The 19,027-nt window shown below is 66.1% G+C and carries 17 protein-coding genes; 5 read left to right on the top strand and 12 right to left on the bottom strand.

What is annotated here, in order from left to right; genetic code table 11:
- Positions 1-48: 48 nt before the first annotated feature.
- From LRA89_RS09655 to LRA89_RS09610, 10 genes are all read right to left on the bottom strand, one after another.
- Positions 49-1,104: a LacI family DNA-binding transcriptional regulator gene (locus LRA89_RS09655; protein WP_230769975.1), complete on the bottom strand. Its 1,056-nt coding sequence runs from the start codon at positions 1,102-1,104 to the stop codon at positions 49-51.
- On the bottom strand, positions 1,104-2,585 hold the full coding sequence (locus LRA89_RS09650; RefSeq protein WP_230769974.1) for a tryptophan halogenase family protein: 1,482 nt from the start codon (positions 2,583-2,585) through the stop codon (positions 1,104-1,106). The genes LRA89_RS09655 and LRA89_RS09650 overlap by 1 nt, the downstream gene beginning before the upstream one ends.
- Positions 2,582-3,589, bottom strand: a complete 1,008-nt coding sequence (locus tag LRA89_RS09645; protein ID WP_230769973.1) for a cupin-like domain-containing protein — start codon at positions 3,587-3,589, stop codon at positions 2,582-2,584. The genes LRA89_RS09650 and LRA89_RS09645 overlap by 4 nt, the downstream gene beginning before the upstream one ends.
- On the bottom strand, positions 3,582-4,289 hold the full coding sequence (locus tag LRA89_RS09640; protein WP_230769972.1) for a SapC family protein: 708 nt from the start codon (positions 4,287-4,289) through the stop codon (positions 3,582-3,584). The genes LRA89_RS09645 and LRA89_RS09640 overlap by 8 nt, the downstream gene beginning before the upstream one ends.
- Complete coding sequence (locus tag LRA89_RS09635) at positions 4,282-5,799, bottom strand: tryptophan halogenase family protein (RefSeq protein WP_230769971.1); 1,518 nt, start codon at positions 5,797-5,799, stop codon at positions 4,282-4,284. The genes LRA89_RS09640 and LRA89_RS09635 overlap by 8 nt, the downstream gene beginning before the upstream one ends.
- Positions 5,800-5,860: 61 nt before the next feature.
- Positions 5,861-8,875, bottom strand: coding sequence for a TonB-dependent receptor (locus LRA89_RS09630; protein ID WP_230769970.1), 3,015 nt, complete (start codon positions 8,873-8,875; stop codon positions 5,861-5,863).
- Positions 8,876-9,170: 295 nt separating this feature from the next.
- A complete protein-coding gene (locus tag LRA89_RS09625; protein WP_230769969.1) occupies positions 9,171-10,007 on the bottom strand; it encodes an alpha/beta hydrolase in 837 nt (278 codons plus the stop codon).
- Between the two features lie 285 nt (positions 10,008-10,292).
- Positions 10,293-10,700 (bottom strand): response regulator, encoded by a 408-nt coding sequence (locus LRA89_RS09620; protein WP_055756145.1) that lies wholly within the window; start codon positions 10,698-10,700, stop codon positions 10,293-10,295.
- A gap of 198 nt (positions 10,701-10,898) precedes the next feature.
- On the bottom strand, positions 10,899-11,078 hold the full coding sequence (locus tag LRA89_RS09615; protein ID WP_056494999.1) for a hypothetical protein: 180 nt from the start codon (positions 11,076-11,078) through the stop codon (positions 10,899-10,901).
- A gap of 144 nt (positions 11,079-11,222) precedes the next feature.
- Entirely contained in the window at positions 11,223-11,621 is a 399-nt protein-coding gene (locus LRA89_RS09610) for a VOC family protein (RefSeq protein ID WP_230769968.1), read from the bottom strand.
- A gap of 356 nt (positions 11,622-11,977) precedes the next feature.
- Here LRA89_RS09610 and LRA89_RS09605 point away from each other — a divergent pair, with 356 nt between their 5' ends.
- Entirely contained in the window at positions 11,978-13,114 is a 1,137-nt protein-coding gene (locus LRA89_RS09605; protein ID WP_230769967.1) for a metallophosphoesterase, read from the top strand.
- An 18-nt stretch (positions 13,115-13,132) separates the two neighbouring features.
- On the opposite strand, the gene LRA89_RS09600 is transcribed toward LRA89_RS09605, so the two are convergent.
- Positions 13,133-13,837 (bottom strand): MBL fold metallo-hydrolase, encoded by a 705-nt coding sequence (locus LRA89_RS09600; protein ID WP_230769966.1) that lies wholly within the window; start codon positions 13,835-13,837, stop codon positions 13,133-13,135.
- 112 nt (positions 13,838-13,949) lie between these two features.
- Positions 13,950-15,380 (bottom strand): MFS transporter, encoded by a 1,431-nt coding sequence (locus tag LRA89_RS09595; RefSeq protein ID WP_230769965.1) that lies wholly within the window; start codon positions 15,378-15,380, stop codon positions 13,950-13,952.
- A gap of 109 nt (positions 15,381-15,489) precedes the next feature.
- Here LRA89_RS09595 and LRA89_RS09590 point away from each other — a divergent pair, with 109 nt between their 5' ends.
- Genes LRA89_RS09590 through LRA89_RS09575 form a run of 4 tightly spaced genes read left to right on the top strand, consistent with a single transcriptional unit; the run spans position 15,490 to position 18,989 of the window.
- The gene (locus LRA89_RS09590; protein ID WP_230769964.1) at positions 15,490-16,722 is read left to right on the top strand and encodes an MFS transporter; all 1,233 of its coding nucleotides are present in this window, start codon (positions 15,490-15,492) and stop codon (positions 16,720-16,722) included.
- A gap of 22 nt (positions 16,723-16,744) precedes the next feature.
- The gene (locus LRA89_RS09585) at positions 16,745-17,755 is read left to right on the top strand and encodes a sugar phosphate isomerase/epimerase family protein (RefSeq protein WP_230770021.1); all 1,011 of its coding nucleotides are present in this window, start codon (positions 16,745-16,747) and stop codon (positions 17,753-17,755) included.
- Positions 17,756-17,766: 11 nt separating this feature from the next.
- Positions 17,767-18,144, top strand: coding sequence for a C-glycoside deglycosidase beta subunit domain-containing protein (locus tag LRA89_RS09580; RefSeq protein ID WP_230769963.1), 378 nt, complete (start codon positions 17,767-17,769; stop codon positions 18,142-18,144).
- A gap of 29 nt (positions 18,145-18,173) precedes the next feature.
- Positions 18,174-18,989, top strand: coding sequence for a 3-keto-disaccharide hydrolase (locus tag LRA89_RS09575; RefSeq protein ID WP_230769962.1), 816 nt, complete (start codon positions 18,174-18,176; stop codon positions 18,987-18,989).
- The last annotated feature ends 38 nt before the right edge of the window (positions 18,990-19,027 follow it).

The raw sequence follows: 19,027 nt of genomic DNA, 5'->3' as shown, positions 1-19,027 counted from the left end.
TCATGCCGCTCCTCGTTCTGGCGTGGGTAGCTGGTGCCGCTTCTAGGCTTAGCCGATGCTGCGCGGGGGTGAAGTCGAAGCCCTTACCGTCAGTTGGGCCGGCACCGACTTCGGTTCGATCGACAGCCTGGCGCCATGTTGCTCGGCGATGATGCGTTCCACCGCCTCGGCGACGACGGCAGCGATCGGTTGCGTCACGGCCGTCAGCGGCGGCGAAGCATAGCGGGCGATCGGCGTGTCGTCGAAGCTGATGATCGACAGGTCGTGCGGCACGGCCAGCCCGCGTTCGAGCGCGACGTCCAGCGTCGCGATCGCCATCTGGTCGCTGCTGGCGATAATGGCGGTCGGCGGATCGGCGGCATCGAGCAGCGCACCCGCCGCCGTTCGGCCCGATGCGTAATCGAAATCGCCGGGTTCGATCAGATCGGCCGCCAGACCCGCCGCGTCCATCGCCGCGCGCCAGCCGGTGACGCGCCAGCCGCTCAGTTCATAATCGTCCGAGCCCTTGATGAAACCGATCCGGCGATGGCCGAGGTCGAGCAGATGGCCGGTCGCGAGGCGCGCCGCGGCCTCGTCGTCCATCGTCAGGCAGAATCCGGGACCCGGGGTCAGCGAACCGATACGGGCGATGCTGATCCCGCGCTTCGCCAGCAGGTTGAGGATCACCAGATCCTGCGAATGCGGCGGGGTCAGGATGACGCCATCGGGTTGCAGCGCGCCGATCGTCGCCGACAATTCGCGTTCGATATGGTCGCTGTGGGTGTCGACCAGTTCGAGGATGAGGCGATAGCCATGCGCGCCGCAGGTCAGCATGCCGCCCAGCAGCATCTGATCGACCCAGTCGGTCCCTTCGCGGTTGCGCCACCCCGCGATCGTCCGGTCGCGATCGTTGAGTGCCAGGATCAGCCGCGATTTCGATCCGCCCATGCGCTGCGCCGCGATCAGCGGGACATAGCCCAGCCGGTCGATCGCCGCCTGCACCCGCTCCGCCATTTCGGGGCGGACATTGGGTTCGTTGTTGATGACGCGACTGACGGTCTGCAATGACACGCCGGCATCGGCGGCGACATGCTTGATCGTCACGCCCCCCCGGCGACGTGGCATCAGGGGCGGTCCGCCGGGCAGTAGCGCGCGAGATAGTCGCCATGCGGCGGCATCGTCGCGACGGTGTCGGCCACCTGCCGCCGGACCATCGACAACAGCCGGTCGAGTTCGTCATCGGTCAGCCTGGCCGCGATCGGATGGTGACGTTCCGGCACGATCCCCTGACCCATCATCACCTGCACCCAGCTATTCTCACCGAATAATTCCTCGTTGCGGCGGAATACCCGCCCGGTCTGGCGGAACAAGTCGATTTTCTGCGCGAGGCTGTTTGGTACGTCCATTGCGGCGCATTGCCGCCAGAAGGGGGAGTCACGGCGATCGGTGGCCTTGTAATGCAGGATCAGGAAGTCGCGGATCTGCTCCATGTCCTGCAATTGCTGGTCGTTGAATTCGGCGACGTCGGCGGGGCTGACCCGCGCTTGCGGGAACAGCCGCAACAGGCGGAGGACGGCGCGCTGGATCAGGTGGATGCTGGTCGATTCCAGCGGTTCCATGAACCCGCCCGACAGGCCGATCGCCACGCAGTTGCGATGCCATTGCCGCCGCCTGGCTCCGGTGGTGAAGCGCAGGAAATTGGGATCGGTCCGCACCTTGCCCTCGACATTGTTCACCAGCCGGTCGAGCGCGGCATCGCGATCGAGATAGCGGCTGCAATAGACGATGCCGTTGCCGACCCGGTGCTGGAGCGGGATACGCCATTGCCAGCCGGCGTCATGTGCCATGGCGCGGGTATAGGGCACCGGCGGAGCGACGCTGTCGGTCTGAAGCGCGATCGCGGCGTCGCACGGCAGCCAGTGGGTCCAGTCGTCATAACCGGCATGGAGCGCGCCTTCGATCAGCAGCGCCCGGAAACCGGTGCAGTCGAGGAACAGGTCGCCGGGAATCCGCCGGTCGCCGTCGAGCTGCAGCGCGGCGATGTCGCCGGTTTCCGTGTCCAGTTCGACCCGCGCGATCCGCCCCTCGATCCGCCGCGTGCCGTCGCGCTCCGCCATCGCGCGCAGGAATTGCGCATAACGGCCGGAATCGAGCTGATAGGCATAATTGGTGGCATCACCCGGCAAGTGCGCGAACCGGCCCTGCAACGCCGCGACCAGTTCGGTGCAATAGTCGTCATACGGCTGCGCGTGACCGCGAGTCAGGCCGTTCAGCCAGTAATGCTGGAACCCCGCCGCCCAGTGATCGCGGCCGGTGGTGCCGAACGAGTGGAAATAGCGGCTGTCGGCGGTTTTCCAGCCGTCGAACAGGATGCCGAGTTTGAAGGTCGCGGCGGTCGCGGCCATGAATTCGGCTTCGTTGATGCCGAGCAGCCGGTTGTAGGTGACGAGTGGCGGAATGGTCGATTCGCCGACGCCGACGGTGCCGATCGCCTCGGATTCGACCAACGTCACCTCGACCATGCGGCCCATCGTCCGCGCGATGGCGGCGGCGGCCATCCAGCCGGCGGTGCCGCCCCCGGCGATCACGACGCGGGTGACGCTCATTTCGCCAACTGCCGGAGCAGGAAGTTGCGCAGGCGATCGGCGCTCGCGGCGGTCAGCGGGTCGAGCACGCCGCGCCCGCCCGGCGGGATATGCGCGGTGACGCCGTCGTCAGCGTCGAACACATAATGGTCGAACAGCGCCCGCCAATAGCGCTTCTGGTCATCGGGCAGATCGCGGACGGCAAGGATCGCATGGTGCAGCGCGTCCTGCGGCTGGCCGAGCCAGCGCGGCTGGTCGCGCCACCAATAGTTCACGAGGATGTTGAACGGTGCCAGCCCCTCGACATGATGCCACCACAGCGCCGGGATATGGATCGCGTCGCCCGGCGCCAGTTCGGCGACCTGGGCATGGGCCAGCGCCTCGGCGAAACGGGGAAAGCGGGTGGGGTCGGGGTCGTCGAAATCGACCATCGACACCGCCCGGCCGGCCGGCGTGTTGTCGAGCGGCCCCAGGTGCAGGTTGCGGAACTGGTCCGGCGGGAACAGCGTGAAGCGGCGACGGCCCGCCGCGACGCAGGCGAGATTGTCGGGCTGGTCGTTATGCGCGGCGATGCGGGTGCGCGTGCCGATCCAGATGCTGGCGAGCGGTTCGCGGGTGCCGAGATCGACGCGGTTCGCCTCGTCCAGCCCGTCGAAGAAGCCGCGCATGTCGATCGAGGCAAGATAGATCGGGCGCGGATCGTCGCTCGTTTCGCCCCGGTCGATTTCGCCGAGCACGTCGGGCAATCTGGCGCGGACTGTCGCGAAGTTCATCGCCATCGCATCGTCGTAGAACAGCCGACCGCCGCTGCCGGGTCGTCCGACCGACACGGTGAACGGCACGTCGCGGTGATGGTCGACCAGATAGTCGCGGGCGGCCTGTGACGATCGCTTCGCCGCCTGCACCAGCGGCCAGTCGGCGACAAGGCCGCGCACCACGAACGGCCCGGTCGCGGTACGCAACAGATGGTCGAGCGCGGCGGCGTCGGGTGCCGTCACCTCGGCGATGGGCGGCAGGTCAGCCACGCCGGTTCTTGCGCGCGATCAGGGCGGGGAAATTGGCGAGCGAGGCGACCGCCATGTAGATCGGCAGCAGATGCCCTTCCGCGTTCAATTTGCCGAGCGTCGCCGCATCGAGTTCGGCCAGCCGTTCCTCGGCGATGGCATGGAAGCCGACCAGCCGGTTGGTCGCGCCATCGTCGAGCGTGACCTCCAGCGTGAAGGGTTCGAGCAACCCGTAGCGATCGAGCGCGTCGAGGAACGCGGCCGACCCGCGATAGCCGGCGTCGAGCGCGCCGAGACGTTCGAGCACGACTTCGAGATAGGGGGAGGGGCGGCCCTCGCGATCGAAGATGCGGACGCCGTCGTTTGTGGCGATGCGCGGGCTGGCAAGGTCGATCACCGCCTTGGGCGTCGCATCGGCACCGGGCGCGCCGCCGATCAGGAACGGCTGAATATCGATCGACAGCGGCAGATAGGGGGCGTCCCAGCGACCGCCCTCGAGGAACAGGTTCTCGCCCGCATCGAAGCCGAACAGCGCCAGCGCGGCAAAGCCGGTCCGTTCGCGGTTCTGGCGGAACAGGATCGGGTAGCTCGCCTGCACCTGCCGGAATTCGTCGGGAACGATCAGCGCGGTCATGACCGCATCGCCAAGGTCGGCCAAGCGTTCGCGGCGGACGCGCAGGTCGCGGTGTGCGGCCACGTTCAGCAGTTGATGGTCAGACATGGGTAATTCCGTTCAGATAGGCGCGATTGGTCGGCAGGCTGGCGGTCAGCGTCCGGGCACGCTGGCGCACCTGATGCAGCACCGATGCGGTCTCGGGGCGGGGGCGCAGCGGGCCGGCGGGCGGGGGCGTCACGCCCATGCCGTACAGGACATATTGGTAGCTGGCCGCCGGAAAGATTTCGCCGGCCTGCGCGAAGTCGGCCGGCGAGGGCGGCTGGGTCCGCCACAAGGCCAGCAGGTCGCACAGCGAGGGCGGGATCGAGGCGGGATCGCGGTGCGCCCGCCAATAGGGGGTGTCGCGACGGCTCGGCACGTAATGCAGCTTCAGGAAATCGATGATCCGGTCCCAGCGATAGCGGAACAGCGCGTCGAACCGCCGGGCATGCAGGTCCATCGCCGCGCGATCGGCCGGAAAACCGTCGAGCAGCGCATCCAGCGACAATTCGATCAGCACGATCGCCGATGCTTCCAGCGGTTCGAGGAACCCCGCCGACAAGCCGATGGCAAGGCAGTTGCCGACCCAGAACCGTTCGCGATGCGCCGAGCGGAAGCGAAGCTGGCGGAACGACAGGTCGGCCGGATCGACGCCGGGCGCGGTCCGGGCGAGATAGGCGGTGAGCGTCGCCGCCGCGGCATCGTCGTCGAGAAAGTCGCTGGCATAGACGCAGCCGATCCCGCGCCGGGCGGGCAGGCCGATGTCCCAGATCCAGCCGGCGTCGTGCGCGGTGGCGTTGGTCTGCGACGCGATCGGACTGTCGGAGGCGACCGGCACCTGCACCGCGATCGCGCGGTCGTTGAACAGGGTCGCGGTGCGATCGATCGTGCCGATGCGACAGTGACCGCCGATCAGCAGCGCGGCCTGGCCGGTGCAGTCGAGGAACAGGTCGCCGGTGATCCTGCCGGTGTCGCGGGCGACGACGGCGGCAATATCGCCGTTCGCGGCCGGCTCGACGCCGGTCACATGATCGCGGATGTGGGTGACGTTCAGCCGGTCGACCGCGGTTTCGCGCAGCAGCGCGGCGAATTTGGTGGCGTCGAGGTGATAGGCATAGTTGAGCGCGCCGGCATAGGGCGGCATCGCCGGCTGGCGCGGGGCAAGGTCGTCGGCGCAGACATTGGGCTGGGCGCAGACATGGTCGGCGAACCCTCCGCGTCGCCAGTCGCGCAGCAGATCGGCGGCGGGCAGGTCGGCCGGGGCGGTGAAGGGATGATAATAGCGGTCGTCGGCCGCGCCCGTCCGCCAGCCGTCGAAACGCGATCCCTGTTTGAAGCTGGCGTCGGTGGCACGCAGGAAGGTCGCTTCGTCGATGCCGATCCGGGCGAGCGTCCCGCGCATCGTCGGCCAGGTGCCCTCGCCGACGCCGATCGTCGCGATGTCAGGCGATTCGATCAACGTCACCGACAGCGGTTGTTGCGCCGAGGGGTCGGCGGCGGCGGCGATGCGGCACGCCGCCAGCCATCCGGCGGTCCCCCCGCCGACGACCACGACCCGCCTGATCCGACCGCTCACCGCTTCCCTGTCCTTGTTCGGGTTCCGGGCGGAGAGGCTCCGCCCGGAACGTTCGTGCGTATCAGAAGCTGAAGCGCATGCCGCCGGTATAGCGCGCGAAGCCCGGCTGCGCGAAGGTCACGAAGTTGTCGTTGCGGCGGTGGCCGCGCCGCCCTTCGCCGGTCAGGTTGATCGCTTCGGCGAACACGGTCAGGCCCTTGCGGAACTCATAGCTGATGCTCGCGTCGATCTGTCCGTACGCCTCGACATAGGTCGGGTTGGGGTTACCCCCGGCATAGAATTTGTCACGCCAGTTGTACGCGACGCGCCCCTGCAACCCGGCCTTGTCATAGAACAGCACCGCATTGGCGCTGTCGCTGAGCCCCGCCAGCGCGAACTGGCCGACATTGGGGTCGAGCGCATTGTCGAACTGCGCATCGCCGCGCACGATCGTATAGTTCAGGATCGCGCCGAACCCGGTTTCCCAAAAGCTGTGCTGGATCGCGAATTCAAACCCGTCGATAGTGGCGGTCTGGTCCGAATTGAACGGCGTGCCGACGCGGAAGTCGACCAGTCCGTCTTCGGGCAGGCCCAGCACCCGGCCGGTGTAATAGCCGTTCACGTCGAGGATCGGGGCTCCGGCCGCATTGCGCGCGACCTCGACGCCCTGCGTGAAATTGCGCAGGATATAGTCGCGGATGCGCGCGGTGTCGGTGGTGCCGGCCAGCGCCGCCTGCGCCGCGCGGAAACGCGGGCCGTCAGCCGGGTTGCGCAGATCGAACGCCGACCGCTCGACTTCCTGCGAATTGATGAAATTGCTCACCTTCTTGCGGAAATAGCCGGCCGACACATAGCTGGTCGGTGAATAATACCATTCGGCCGACACATCGATATTCTTCGACAGGAACGGCACAAGGTTTGGATTGCCCTGCAAACCTCCGCCACCGGCGATGCCGAACTGCCGGTTGAGCGTCAGCCCGCCCTGCAGGCTGTTATAGTCGGCGCGGGTGATGGTGTGGCTGTACGACGCGCGCAGCTTGACGTTGTCGAGCGCCTCGATGTCGAAATCGACTGCCGGCAACCAGTTGTCGTAGCTGCCCTTGTTGGGCAGAAAGTCGCTGTTCGCCGAATAGACGACGTTGAACTCGCCCGTGGCAACCCATGCCGTGCCGACCGGAATCGGCGTCAGCGAGGCGGAATTGACTGTCGTCTGGTCATAGCGGACGCCGGCGATCAGGTGCGAGCGACGGCCGAGCAGGTCGAACGTATTGTTGACCTGGACGAAGGGCGAGATCGTCTTTTCGGTGATGCGCCGGTCGGTGTCGAACCCGGCGAGGCAGTTGCCGTCCCGGCCGCAGATGCCGAAGCGGCTGTCGAGCAGGTCGACCATCCGTTCGAAATCGAACCGGTAATAGGCGGGGATGATCCCGTCCTTCGCGCCGTCCAGCCCGCGGAACTTGTCGGGCAGCGATACGCGCTCGAACAGGTCGTCGGGCAGGTCGGCCGGCGTGCCGACGCCGCCCCACGTATCGTTCTGCACGAAGCCATAGGCCGAGCGGACCTGATTGTTGACGTAGGAGAAGCCGAAATCGATCGAATCGAGGAAGCTGCCGTCATGGTCGTAATGACCGTTCAACTGCACCTGATTGATCTCGTCGCGGAAATAGGCGTTGCGGAACGAATTGCCGGTCGCGTTGATGAGCGCCGGGTTCAGCGCATCGACACCCGGCTGCATTGTGTAGAACAGGACCGGCAGCTCCTTGGTAAAATCGACCGTCTGCGACGCGACGCCGAAGATCGCCGATCCGACCGAGGTACTGGTGCCGAAGCGGTTGGTCGGCTTCGATTCCGCGGTCGAATGATGCGCGTCGAGGGTCACGGTGACGCCGCCCGGCGCGTCCCAGCGCAGATTGCCGCCGAGCGACTTGTTCTCGGACAGGTTGGCGGTCAGCGACCCGCTGTACGACAGGTCCTTACCCGGCCCGAAGCGTTCGGTGTAGAAGACCGGCCCGGCGGCGGGGCCGTCGGTCCATTCGGTCGAGGTGTCGCCGAAGTTGAACCAGATGCCGACGCTGCTGTCGCGCGCCTCGATCTTGTTGCGCGAATAGGTGAAGTCGACGGTCGCGGTCAGCGAATCGACCGGGCGATATTGCAGCACGACCTGCCCGTTGATCCGCTCGCGGCGAATGTCGGTCAGGTTGTACGCCGCGCTCTGCGGCACTTCGTACACGTCGGTGGGGCCGGGACGATTGACCACGTTCGGCCCTTCGGCGCCCAGCGTCCCCCAGTCGTTCTCGGTACCGAGGAACGCATTGCCGAACCCGACCGAGCCGGTGTTCACGCTGGCGTTGCGCTTCTGATAGACGCCCGACACGAGGAAGCCGAACTGGTCGTCGCTGCCGAAGGTGGTGCTGAACACGCCCGAGACTTCCGGCGTGATCTGATCCTTGCCGTTCTGCGACGTGTCCAGGACGCCGCGCGCCGCGACCGATCCGCGCATGCCGGGACGGTCGAGCGGGCGGGGCGTCTTGATGTTGATCGTCGAGCCGATGCCACCCGAGGGCACGGCGGCGCGTCCGGTCTTGTACACCTCGACGCCGGCGATCCCTTCGGACGCGAGATTGGCGAAATCGAACGAGCGCGAGGCCGGCGCGCTGGCGCCGTCGCCCAGCGTCGAGGTCGGCAACTGGCGACCGTTCAGCACGACGAGGTTATATTCGGGGCCGAAACCGCGCACGGTGACGGTCGATCCTTCGCCGTTCTGACGATCGATCGACACGCCGGTGATCCGCTGGAGCGATTCGGCGAGGTTGGTGTCGGGAAACTTGCCAATATCCTCGGCCGAGATCGCGTCGACGACGCCCTGCGCATTGCGCTTGATGTTCAGCGCGTCGCGAAGGCTGGCGCGGATGCCGGTGACGAGGATTTCATCGCCTTCTCCCTCGGCCGCCGGCGCGTCCTGAACCTCGGACGGTCCCGGCGCACCCAGTGTCGCGGCGGCGTCCTGTGCCCATGCCGGGCTGGCAATGGCGCTCAGTGCGATGGTCGATGCCCCGATCGCAAGACGCGACACGGTGCGGACGGCGGTTCCGCGCATGGTATTCCTCCCCTTGTTATCAGCGCTTATTCTGGCGTGCGCATATTGATAACGTTCACTCAGCCATGTGAACATCGCTGTCAAGATGTTCGGACATCAATTGTGAACGTTCCCATTGTTGCGCGAACGACAGTAATCAGCCCAGCGGCAGCCCATCATCGCTCGCGTCGAGAGTGCTGCTGGGTGTGACGGCGGCGGCGCGGTGGTACATCGGCTGAAACGCCGTGACGGGTCCTCACCGCGATGCGACGCCCGAGATCGTTTTCCCGGCGCCACGCATTTCCGATCGACCGGTCTAGAAACCGAGCTGCCGCAACCACGCCGCGCATAGTTGCGGCCAGAGCGTTACCGGCCCCGACGGGGTATCGAGCGCGAAGCCATGCGGTGCATCGGCGAACACATGCAGCTCGGACACGCCGCCATTGTCCTGCACGGCGGCATGCAGGCGACGAGCGTTCTCGACGGGAACTACCGGATCGTTGCCGGAATAGACAAGGAACGTCGGCGGCGGGGCAGGGATCAGCATCGCATCGGGTTGCAGCGCGTCGTACATCGCCTGTTTCTCGACCGGCGGCAGCGGCGGCTTGTCCATGATGACGGTCCGCCCCTTCGCATTGGTCGAGATCGGACCATAGCCGACGACCAGCACGTCCGGCCGGCTCGACTCGCCGGGAAAGCGCGACGGCGGCGGCGTCCATCCGGCAGGGTAGGAAGCGGCAAGACACGCTGCCAGATGCCCACCGGACGACAGCCCGATAACGCCCAGTCCTTCCGGTGCCCAGCCGCTGCCACGGATCAGGCGCATGGCTTCGATCGCATCGTCCAGCGCAGCGCCCGGGCCATGTTCGGCGTCGGGGAAACGATGGACCAGGACGAACGCCCGGTAGCCAAGACCGGTCAACCATCCGGCGACCGCCACGCCTTCGCGTCCGACCATCAACTGCGTGTAGCCGCCGCCAGCGAGAACCAGCATCGCCTTGCCGTTCGGTTGGCTGGAGTCGTAGCGCAACAGGCAGGCATGGTTCACGCTGGTGACGACGGCGGCGCCTGGTTCGCTCGCCGGATCGCCAAGGTCAAACGCTTCGCCGTCGTTCGCTTCCCGGACTGGAACCGTTTCGTCCGCGTTCAGCATATCAGCTCCTGACAATGGCCCCGCCTCGCAACAAGAACGTCGGGTAGACGACCGGCCGGTCCATGGCCATGCGGCATCATCGAAACCGGGAAGTGCCGGGTGTACTGCCCGCCCTTGTAACCCTGTACCAGAACATGGGTCGGGTCCTGACGGGTTTGCGACTAGGGCCGATCCACATTCATTCGCGCGTCGTTACCCCGGACTCGTTCCAGGGTGACGAAAGAGGGCGGCTGTGTCGGCCGAAACTGACGAAGACTGGCCGGAAATGGCGAATGTCGATCGGCCCTAGATCGCCTTCGCCAGCGGTTCGGGCTTTTTTTCGTCGGGCAGCATCTGCGCCAGATGGTGATGGACGGTGCGCTTGTTGAACGGCTTGGAGATGAAGGTCGCCCGTTCCGGCATGTCGCCGTCCCGGGGCAAGACGTGACCGGATGCGATCACGATCTCGATGTGCGGCCAATGGCGATCGGCATGTTGCGCCAGCTCGAAGCCGTTGGTCGATCCCGGCATGTCGACGTCCGAAAAAAGCAGGACGATGCTTTCCCAGTGTTCGGCCAGAACCGCCTTGGCCTGATCGCCGTCCATCGCTTCATGAATTCGGAACCCGGCGTCTTCGAGGATGCCCGATGTATCCATCAGGATCATCGGGTCGTCATCGACGACCAGCGCGAAGGGGATTGTTGAGGTTGGCATGGTGTCTCAACCGGCTGTCTGGCCACAGGTTGCGACAGAACCGACATAAATCAGCAATGCTTTCCGGCCGGATGCCGGCGTACGGCGAAAGATCCCCTGGTTCCCGCCGACTGCGCCGCCCGGATCGGCCGGCGCTGCAACCATCATGGCAGGCAACGCGGGTCGACGGGAGCGGCATGCCTGCCGGGCGGGTCGGTGTCAGCCCTTGGGCGTGACCCATACCGAAATCGGCGTGACCGCCTTTCCGGGTGCCGGCTTGCCAATGTCGACACGGTCCGCCTTCACCATCTCGCCGGTCTGCAGCGTGAAGGACTCCCACGGCTTCGGCATCCGTCCGAAACTATGCTTCTGGATGGGCTGACCGGTGGTCGAGTTCATGATCGTCGTGACTATTGGCATGACCGGCCGATACCGACGCCGATCGATTCCCGTCCACCCCCGCATCGTCGGATTTGCGACGGACCGAGGGGCGGACGCCCCCGCGCATCCAGCCCGGGGACGCGCCAGCGGCGCTGGTCGCCGTCACTTCGGGAAATGAATGCCGCAAAGTTTATTGCCGTCGGGATCACGAACATATGCCAGTTCGATCCTACCCATCGAGGGCGTTTCGCGCGGGCCGGGAGGCGCTTCGATCGACGTCCCGCCATTGGCGACCGCGACGTCGTGGAACTGCTTCACCTGTTCGGGCGAGCTGCACTGGAACGCAACGGTGCCACCGTTTGCGGCGGTGGCGGGTTCGTCGTTGATCGGCTGGGTCACGATGAAAACGGTTCCTTCCAGACCGCGGTAGATCAAGCGGGTGTGTCCGCTGCCGGCGATGTTCAGCGTCGCTTCCTGCACCCCGAGGGTGCCGAGCACGGTGTCGTAAAAGCGCTTCGACCGGTCGATGTCATTGGACCCGATCATGGTGTGAAACAGCACGCATATTCTCCTACCCGGCGCGTCGGAACCGAACGCCACCTGCGCGCCAACCGTAGCGAAAACGATGGGGGCACACACCTGGTTTCATCAGGCCGTTGCCGGACCGGGCGAAGCCCCGCACCCCGGAAAAGTTGCGCCCGGCCAGCCGTGCCGGCAAGAAACCGATATGCGCATCAGCCGCTCCGATCTTGCCGACGCGAACTGTCGCCCGACGCCGCTCACATGGTCCGGGATAATGCCCTGACCGGCACAGCGTCGTTGCGGCACGGGCGGGGCAGGTGCATTCTGCCCGGCGTACCAATCGGTCCGAAATGTACCGCCTTTCACCAGAGCCACGGCGCGCAAGGCCGGTTGGCTTGACGGGAGCGAACGCGATTTTCCACCTCTTCTTCGCCGTACCATGCCTGTTCGTCCTTGCGCGCTGGCTATGGCCCCTGGCGCTGACGCCGGGCGTGAAGGCCTGCGTGGCTGTCGTGCTGCTGATCGCATCCCAATATCATCTGTGGAGCCGCTTTTCCTCAGGCTCGGTTTTCGCGCCCGAAATGCCGCGGGCGGTGGTGATCCTGTTCAACTGGGCCTTTGGCGCAGTCCTGCTGCTGGCGGTGTTCCAGATCGCGCTCGATCTCGGAACGCTGGCGGTAATGGCGGCGCGACGCTCGACGGTGATGGTGCCCGATGGCGTGCGGTATGCGATCGCGACGATCGCCGCATTGCTGGCGGCGTGGGGCGTCTGGAATGCGATCCGCGTGCCGCCGGTCAGGGATGTCGAGATCGTCGTCCCCGGCCTGTCGAGCGAGTTCGACGGCTACCGTCTGGTCCAGTTGACCGATCTCCACATCAGCCGGCTGTTCCCCGGCGGCTGGACGCGGGCGGTGGTCGACCGGGCCAATGCGGCGGGGGCGGACCTGATCGTCGTCACCGGGGATTTCATCGATGGTTCGGTCGCGATGCGCCGTTCCGACGTCGCGCCGCTGGCCGACCTCCGGGCGCCCGACGGCGTCTATGCGATCCCGGGCAATCACGAATATTTCTTCGATTATGGCGACTGGATGCGGCACCTGACGGGGCTGGGCATGCGGATGCTGCCCAACGCGCATACCGTCCTGCGGCGGGGCGACGCGCAACTGGTCCTTGCGGGCGTGACCGACCTTTCCGCGCCAGGCGTCGGTCAGGCCGGACCCGACCTCGATACCGCGCTGGCCGGCGCACCGGCGGGCGTTCCGGTACTGTTGCTCGACCATCAACCCAAGGAAGCACGCCGGGCCGCCGCGCGCGGTGTCGCCGTCCAGCTTTCGGGACATACCCATGGCGGCATGATCCGGGGCCTCGACCGGCTGGTCGCGCCGGCCAACAACGGCTTCGTTTCGGGCCGCTATGCGGTCGGCGGCATGACGCTGTACGTGAACAACGGCACCGCGTTGTGGCCGGGCTTCGCGCTTCGGCTCGGCGTGCCGTCCGAACTCACGCGCATCACGTTACGCACGGCACGGTGACGGAAGGCAAATCGCGATTCAATCTTCGGCGAGATGGGATATATATTTTTTGGCAGACGTAAGCGCGATGGATTTCGCACCGCTCCAAATATCCTGCCCCTCGAACGCGCCGAACATTCGATCGAAGCCATAGCGATCGATCTGTCTTGCCATGGCTGCGACGACCGAAGCCGGAAGCGGCAGCATGTTGGGATAGCTCCACATGAACGACAGCCTGTCGGCGCCGGGCGCTATCTGAAGAATGTCGCCGACGAACAAACTACCGTTATCTTTTTCCCAGTGCAGCACCGCACCGCCCGGGAAATGGCCGCCCAGGCGGATCAGCCGGATGGCCGGCATCATGTCGAAGCTGTCGCCTTCCCAGAACCGAACCGCGCCATGGTTTCGCATCAGCCATCGCCGGTCGTCGGCATGGAGAAAAATGGGCGCGCCAAAGGCGTCGGACCAGTCCTGCATGGTCGTGTAGTAATGCGGATGCGACAGGGCGATCGCACGGATGCCGCCCAGCGCTTCGACAAGGGTGCGGGTCGCCGCATCGAGGTTGGCAATGCAATCCCACAGGATGTTGCCGGCGGGTGTCATGATGAGGAACGCGCGCTGCCCGATCGCGAAGCGCGGCGTCGTCACGATGCTGAAGAGGTCTGGCGCGTGCTGACGCCAACTGTTCAGATGGCGGGCGGCGATTGCCTCGCGGGTAGTCCAGCGTTGTCCGGTCGGCGGCACATATTGCCGTTCGTCGTTGCAGATCGCGCAGCCACCGGGCGGGATCGCGCCCGAGGCATAGGAGGTCCCGCAGGTCGCGCAGACATGGATCATGGCCGATGCTCCGGTCACGCTACCCGTGACGTTGGTCGAAAAGCCGGTCCGGCAAGAAGTTCAGCAACCATGCCAGTCCGACCAGATCGATTGCAACGATCCCGCTCGCTGCCAGAAACGCGGTCGGAACCCCTTGCCCGGATCGATCGGCGATCATCGCGAAGTAGATCGTGGCCACCAGCGCGGTGCCGAGCGCGCCACCGATCTGCTGTACGGTCTTGAGCGTGGCACCGGCGACGCCGGCATGGTTGCGATCGACTCCGGCAAGCGTGATCGGGCCGAGCGGCCCGCTGAGCGTACCCATGCCGATGCCGGCGACCAGCAGCGCCGCACCGATCAAGCCCGGCGGCAGCACCAGCCAGATCGCGATCGCGGTCGCCAGACAGCCGGCGGCCATCACGAGCGCCCCGATCATCGGCACGCGCTTGCCGTGGCGGGGCAGCGCCTTGCGTCCGATCTGGCTGATGCCGGCCATCACGCCCAGACCGAAGGGGACGTGAAGCAGCGCGACGTCGATCGGCGCATAGCCCAGACCGCGTTGCAGCGTCAGGCTGAGGGTCAGCAGGAAGCCGGCGGATGCCATGGCGAAGGCTGCGGTCGTCGACAGGCCGATGCAAAACCGGGGTTCGGCGAAAAGCGACGGTTCGATCAACGCCGAACCGATCGTCGCCCGTCGCCGTCGCTCATAGCGCCAGAACGCCCACCACAGCCCGACACTGGCAACGCCCAGCGCAATGGTCCACCACGGCCATCCGGCAGCACGCCCTTCGATCAGCGGTAGCAGCGCCGTTCCGAGTGCGCCGAACAGCAGCAGCGATCCCGGCACGTCGGGGCGCAGCGCATGGCCCGACCGCCCCGAAGGCAGCAGCGTCAGACCGGCGACCAGCGCCAGCATTCCGAACGGCAGGTTGATGAGGAACACGCTGCGCCACCCGAGACCAAGCGGACTCCATTCGATCAGCAACCCGCCGAGGATCGGACCGCCGATCGCCGCCAGCCCGCCGATGACGCCGAAGGCCGCCAGCCGTCCGATGCGTTCGGTGGGCGTGTAGAGCAACTGAATCAACGCCACCCCCTGCGGGGCCATGATCGCCGCCGCCGCGCCCTGCGCCAGCCGCGCGGCGGACAGGGTGCCGCCGTCCGGCGCCATGCCGCAGGCAAGCGACGCCAGCGTGAAGCCGACCACCCCGATCACGAACATCCGCGCGTAGCCGAACAGATCGCCCAGCCGCCCGCCGACGACCAGCAGCACCGCGAACGTCAGGAAATAGCCCGACACCACCCACTGCATCACCCGGTCGGACACCGCCAGTCCGGACTGGATCGCGGGCAGCGCGGTGTTGACGATCGTCGAATCGACCACGTCCATCACGAACGCCACCAGGATCGTGGCGAACGCGAAGCTGCGTTGCCGGTTGCTCAACCCGTCCGAAACCGCCGTGATGGTCACCTGATCGATCCTTGCTTGACAGGGTTGCAGGTCATGGCGATACCACGTATCAGAATGCAAGTTCTAATTGAGCCGGATCACCGGTCGTGGATTGCGGGAGAGGGATCGGATGAACACCGAAACACAGGATACGAGCGCGCGTCGCCCCGGTATCGGGCAGGGGCTGACCGTCATCATCGCGGGGTTCCTGCCGATCCTTGCCATCGTGTCGCTGTTCCCGGCGGTGCCGTCGATCATCGACCATTTTTCGACCGAGCCGACCGCCGCATGGAAAGTGCCCGCGATGGTGTCGGCTCCGGGGCTGACCATCGCGATCTTCGCGCTGTTCGCCGGAATTCTGGTCGACCGCTTCGGGCGGCGCAAGCTGTTGCTGGGGGCGACGCTACTGTTCGGCGTGTTCGGGGCGGCGCCGTTCTTTCTGGATGACCTGAACGCGATCTATGCCTCGCGGCTGCTGCTGGGTGTCGCCGAGGCGGCGATCCTGACGACGATGAACACGCTGATTGGCGATTATTGGGACGAAAAGGGCCGCCGCAACTGGCTGACGCTCCAGGGGCTGGCGGGGCCGTTCCTCGCCAGCGGGGTGATCCTCGCCAGCGGCTTCCTGACCGGGCTGCGCTGGAACGGCATCTTCCTGATCTACCTGATCGCGTTCCCGACGTTCCTTGCCGCTGCGAAATTCCTGTACGAGCCGAGCAGCGACGCGACCGCGCGCAAGATGCTCGGCATCGGGGCCGAACCGGCGCGCAGCCCGTTTCCCGCCGCATCGGTTGCGGCGATCGGCGCGGTAACGCTGTTCGCCTCCGCGCTCTATTACGTCTTCATCATCAACGGCGGCATGGCGTTCCGCGAGGTGGGCATCCAGTCGTCGCAGGACCTCGGCAAGCTGACCTTCATCCCCAGCCTGTTCGTCATGGTCGGATCGGCGATCTTCTGGGCGACCGGCCGGGCGCGGCCGGTGGTGCAGCTCGGCATCTTCCTCGCGCTGATCGGTGGCGGGCTGGCGACGATCGGGCTGGCCCCCGACTGGCGCTGGATGGTCGCCGGGCTGGTCGTGCAGCAGACCGGGGCGGGCATGGCGGTGCCGACGCTGATCGCGTGGGCGCAGACCAGGCTGCCGTTCGAGCATCGCGGACGCGGCATGGGCGTATGGACCGCCTGCTTCTTCTTCGGGCAATTCTCCAGCCCGTTCCTGGTTTCGATGTTCCGCGTCCAGACGGGCGCGATGCAGGGCGCGTTCCTCATCATGGGCGTGGCCGGGATCGTCGGCGCTGTCGTCGCGGTCCTTATCGCGGCGAAGCGGCGCGACGGCGGGTCCCCCGCCGCCGCCGCGGTCGCCTGATCCTTCCTCACCGTTCGGGACCATCATCATGACGATCAAGCGGGGCGTTAGCCTCTACAGCTATCAGAACGAAACCTTCCTCGGCACGATGACGCTGGAGGACTGCATCCGCACCAGCGTCGAGCTGGGCGCGCCGGGGATCGAGATCATCGGCGAGCAGACCTTCTGGGGCTGGCCCGAAGTGGGCGTGGCCGACGAGAAGATCGCCGAGTGGCACCAGTTGATCGCAAAATATGACGCGGTGCCGGTCGCACATGATTTCATGCTCGACTACAAGCGGTACAAGGGCCGCGACATGCCGTTCGACGAGCAGGTCGCCAGCGTGAGGAAGGACATCGACTTCGGCGCGCGGCTGGGCATGAAATACGTCCGCGCGCTCGTGTCGATCGCGCCCGAAGTGCTGGTCGCCGCTGCGCCCCATGCCGAGGAAAAGGGGATCAAGATCCTGATCGAAGTGCATGCGCCGCTGCATTTCGACCATCCGTGGATCATCCGCCACGCCGAAGCCTTCGAGAAATCGGGCAGCGACGCGCTCGGCTTCCTGCCCGACATGGGCATGTTCCTGTTCCGGTTCCCGCCGGTGTGGAAGGAACGCTTCATCCGCAACGGCGTGCCGCAGCACATCGCCGACTATATCACCAAGGCGTATGACGACCGCGTGCTCAGCGAGTACGTCATCCTCAACGTGCGCGAGATGGGCGGCACGGGGCCCGCGATCGGCATGGCCGAGACGCTGCGCCACAATGCGGCGTTCGAGCCGAAGCGGATGCTCGATTACATGCACCGCATCCACCACATCCACGGCAAATTCTATCAGATGGACACCGATCTGGTCGAACCCGGCATCCCCTATGACAAGATCGTCGCGGTGCTCAAGCAGGGCGGGTACGACGGCTATATCTGCTCGGAATATGAGGGGAACCGCTGGATCGAGGACGCGCACACCGTCGATTCGGTCGAACAGGTCCGCCGCCATCAGGAAATGCTGAAAGCCCTGATCGACGGCCCCGCCACCACCGCTCTGGCTGCCTGAAGGGAACCGACATGTTCGACAACAAGATGATCGTGGACGACAGCCTCAAGGCGACCGGGGACGGTTTCAGCATCGAGGCGCGGCTGCCCTATTATCGGGGGCTGGGGCTTTCGATGATCGAGAATGTGGCGGTGACCATCGACGGCGATGCCGTGCCGCGCGAGGACGTGACGCTCACGCTGCGCGGCCGCACCTGGACGCTCGACGAGCTGGAGAGCGAATATGGCGATCGCTGGAATTTCGGTGAGAAGGCGGTGATCGGCGCCAGGCGCGCCGGCGGACTGGCGCCGGGCGAACATCGCATCGAACTCGCAGAGACGATGCGGATCTCGTACCTGCCGTTCGTGCCGACGACGAAGGATGCGAAGCTGCTTCGGTTGTCGGCATGATGGCCCCGCCTCGCATCGATCGCCGTTCGATGCTGGCGGGTGCCGCCGGCACGGCCTTGCTCGGCATGTCCGGGATGACCGTCGCGGCGGGTCCGCGAACCGTGGCCGGCTGGCGGCCGCTGTTCGATGGAAATGGTCTGGACGGCTGGACGTTCTATCAGGACGGCATCGGGGCCCGCGATACGCTGGGCGTCGTCGCCGTTGATGACGGTGTCCTGCATTTCCACGGCCGCGACTATCGCGGACCGGAGAAGGCCGCGTTCGGCCACATCGCGACGGTCGACCGCTGGTCCAACTATCATCTGCGTCTCGACTATCGATGGGGCACCGCGCGGTTCGCGCCGCGTGCCCTGCAACGCCGCAACAGCGGCATCCTGTATCATCTCGGCCCCGAACGCGACCGGCTGTTCCCCGACGGCGTCGAGTTCCAGGTCGAGGAGGGCGACGTCGGCGACGCCCTCATGATCAACAGCCGGGCCCTGGCCGGACCGGTGCTGGGCGGAACGCCGCTGTGGCCGACCTATTTCCCCGGGTTGCCGACAACCTATGAGCCGCCGGTCGTGGCGGGCGGCATCGCCCGCCAGTGGTTCCGCCATGCCGGATCCTATGAAACGCTGGATGGCTGGAATACGCTGGACCTCTACGCTTTTGGCGATCAGGCCGCGCATCTGGTCAACGGGCGCATCGTCATGACCCTGTTCGCCATGCGCGACCGGGGCAACGCGCCGCTGACCGGCGGCCGTATCGCGCTCGAATTCGAAGCCGCCGAAATCATGTATCGGAACGTGATGATCCGGCCGCTTTCGCCGGAGGATGTCGACCGTCTGAAGGCGGGCGGCGCCTGATCGATCGACCTGGCCCCCCGATCGCTGATCGGGGGGCG

It is taken from the genome of Sphingomonas sp. Leaf4 (assembly GCF_920939515.1).
GTDB lineage: Bacteria > Pseudomonadota > Alphaproteobacteria > Sphingomonadales > Sphingomonadaceae > Sphingomonas.
The sequence above is the reverse complement of the archived record's forward strand: the minus strand, read 5'-3'. Positions and strand labels throughout refer to the sequence as shown.

What these genes read in the sequence shown, in the direction of transcription:
- LRA89_RS09620 (WP_055756145.1), bottom strand. Translation starts at nt 10,700, where the DNA reads ATGCCAACCTCAACAATCCCCTTCGCGCTGGTCGTCGATGACGACCCG.
- LRA89_RS09655 (WP_230769975.1), bottom strand. Translation starts at nt 1,104, where the DNA reads ATGCCACGTCGCCGGGGGGGCGTGACGATCAAGCATGTCGCCGCCGAT.
- LRA89_RS09580 (WP_230769963.1), top strand. Translation starts at nt 17,767, where the DNA reads ATGTTCGACAACAAGATGATCGTGGACGACAGCCTCAAGGCGACCGGG.
- LRA89_RS09575 (WP_230769962.1), top strand. Translation starts at nt 18,174, where the DNA reads ATGCTGGCGGGTGCCGCCGGCACGGCCTTGCTCGGCATGTCCGGGATG.
- LRA89_RS09615 (WP_056494999.1), bottom strand. Translation starts at nt 11,078, where the DNA reads ATGAACTCGACCACCGGTCAGCCCATCCAGAAGCATAGTTTCGGACGG.
- LRA89_RS09640 (WP_230769972.1), bottom strand. Translation starts at nt 4,289, where the DNA reads ATGTCTGACCATCAACTGCTGAACGTGGCCGCACACCGCGACCTGCGC.
- LRA89_RS09590 (WP_230769964.1), top strand. Translation starts at nt 15,490, where the DNA reads ATGAACACCGAAACACAGGATACGAGCGCGCGTCGCCCCGGTATCGGG.
- LRA89_RS09650 (WP_230769974.1), bottom strand. Translation starts at nt 2,585, where the DNA reads ATGAGCGTCACCCGCGTCGTGATCGCCGGGGGCGGCACCGCCGGCTGG.
- LRA89_RS09625 (WP_230769969.1), bottom strand. Translation starts at nt 10,007, where the DNA reads ATGCTGAACGCGGACGAAACGGTTCCAGTCCGGGAAGCGAACGACGGC.
- LRA89_RS09630 (WP_230769970.1), bottom strand. Translation starts at nt 8,875, where the DNA reads ATGCGCGGAACCGCCGTCCGCACCGTGTCGCGTCTTGCGATCGGGGCA.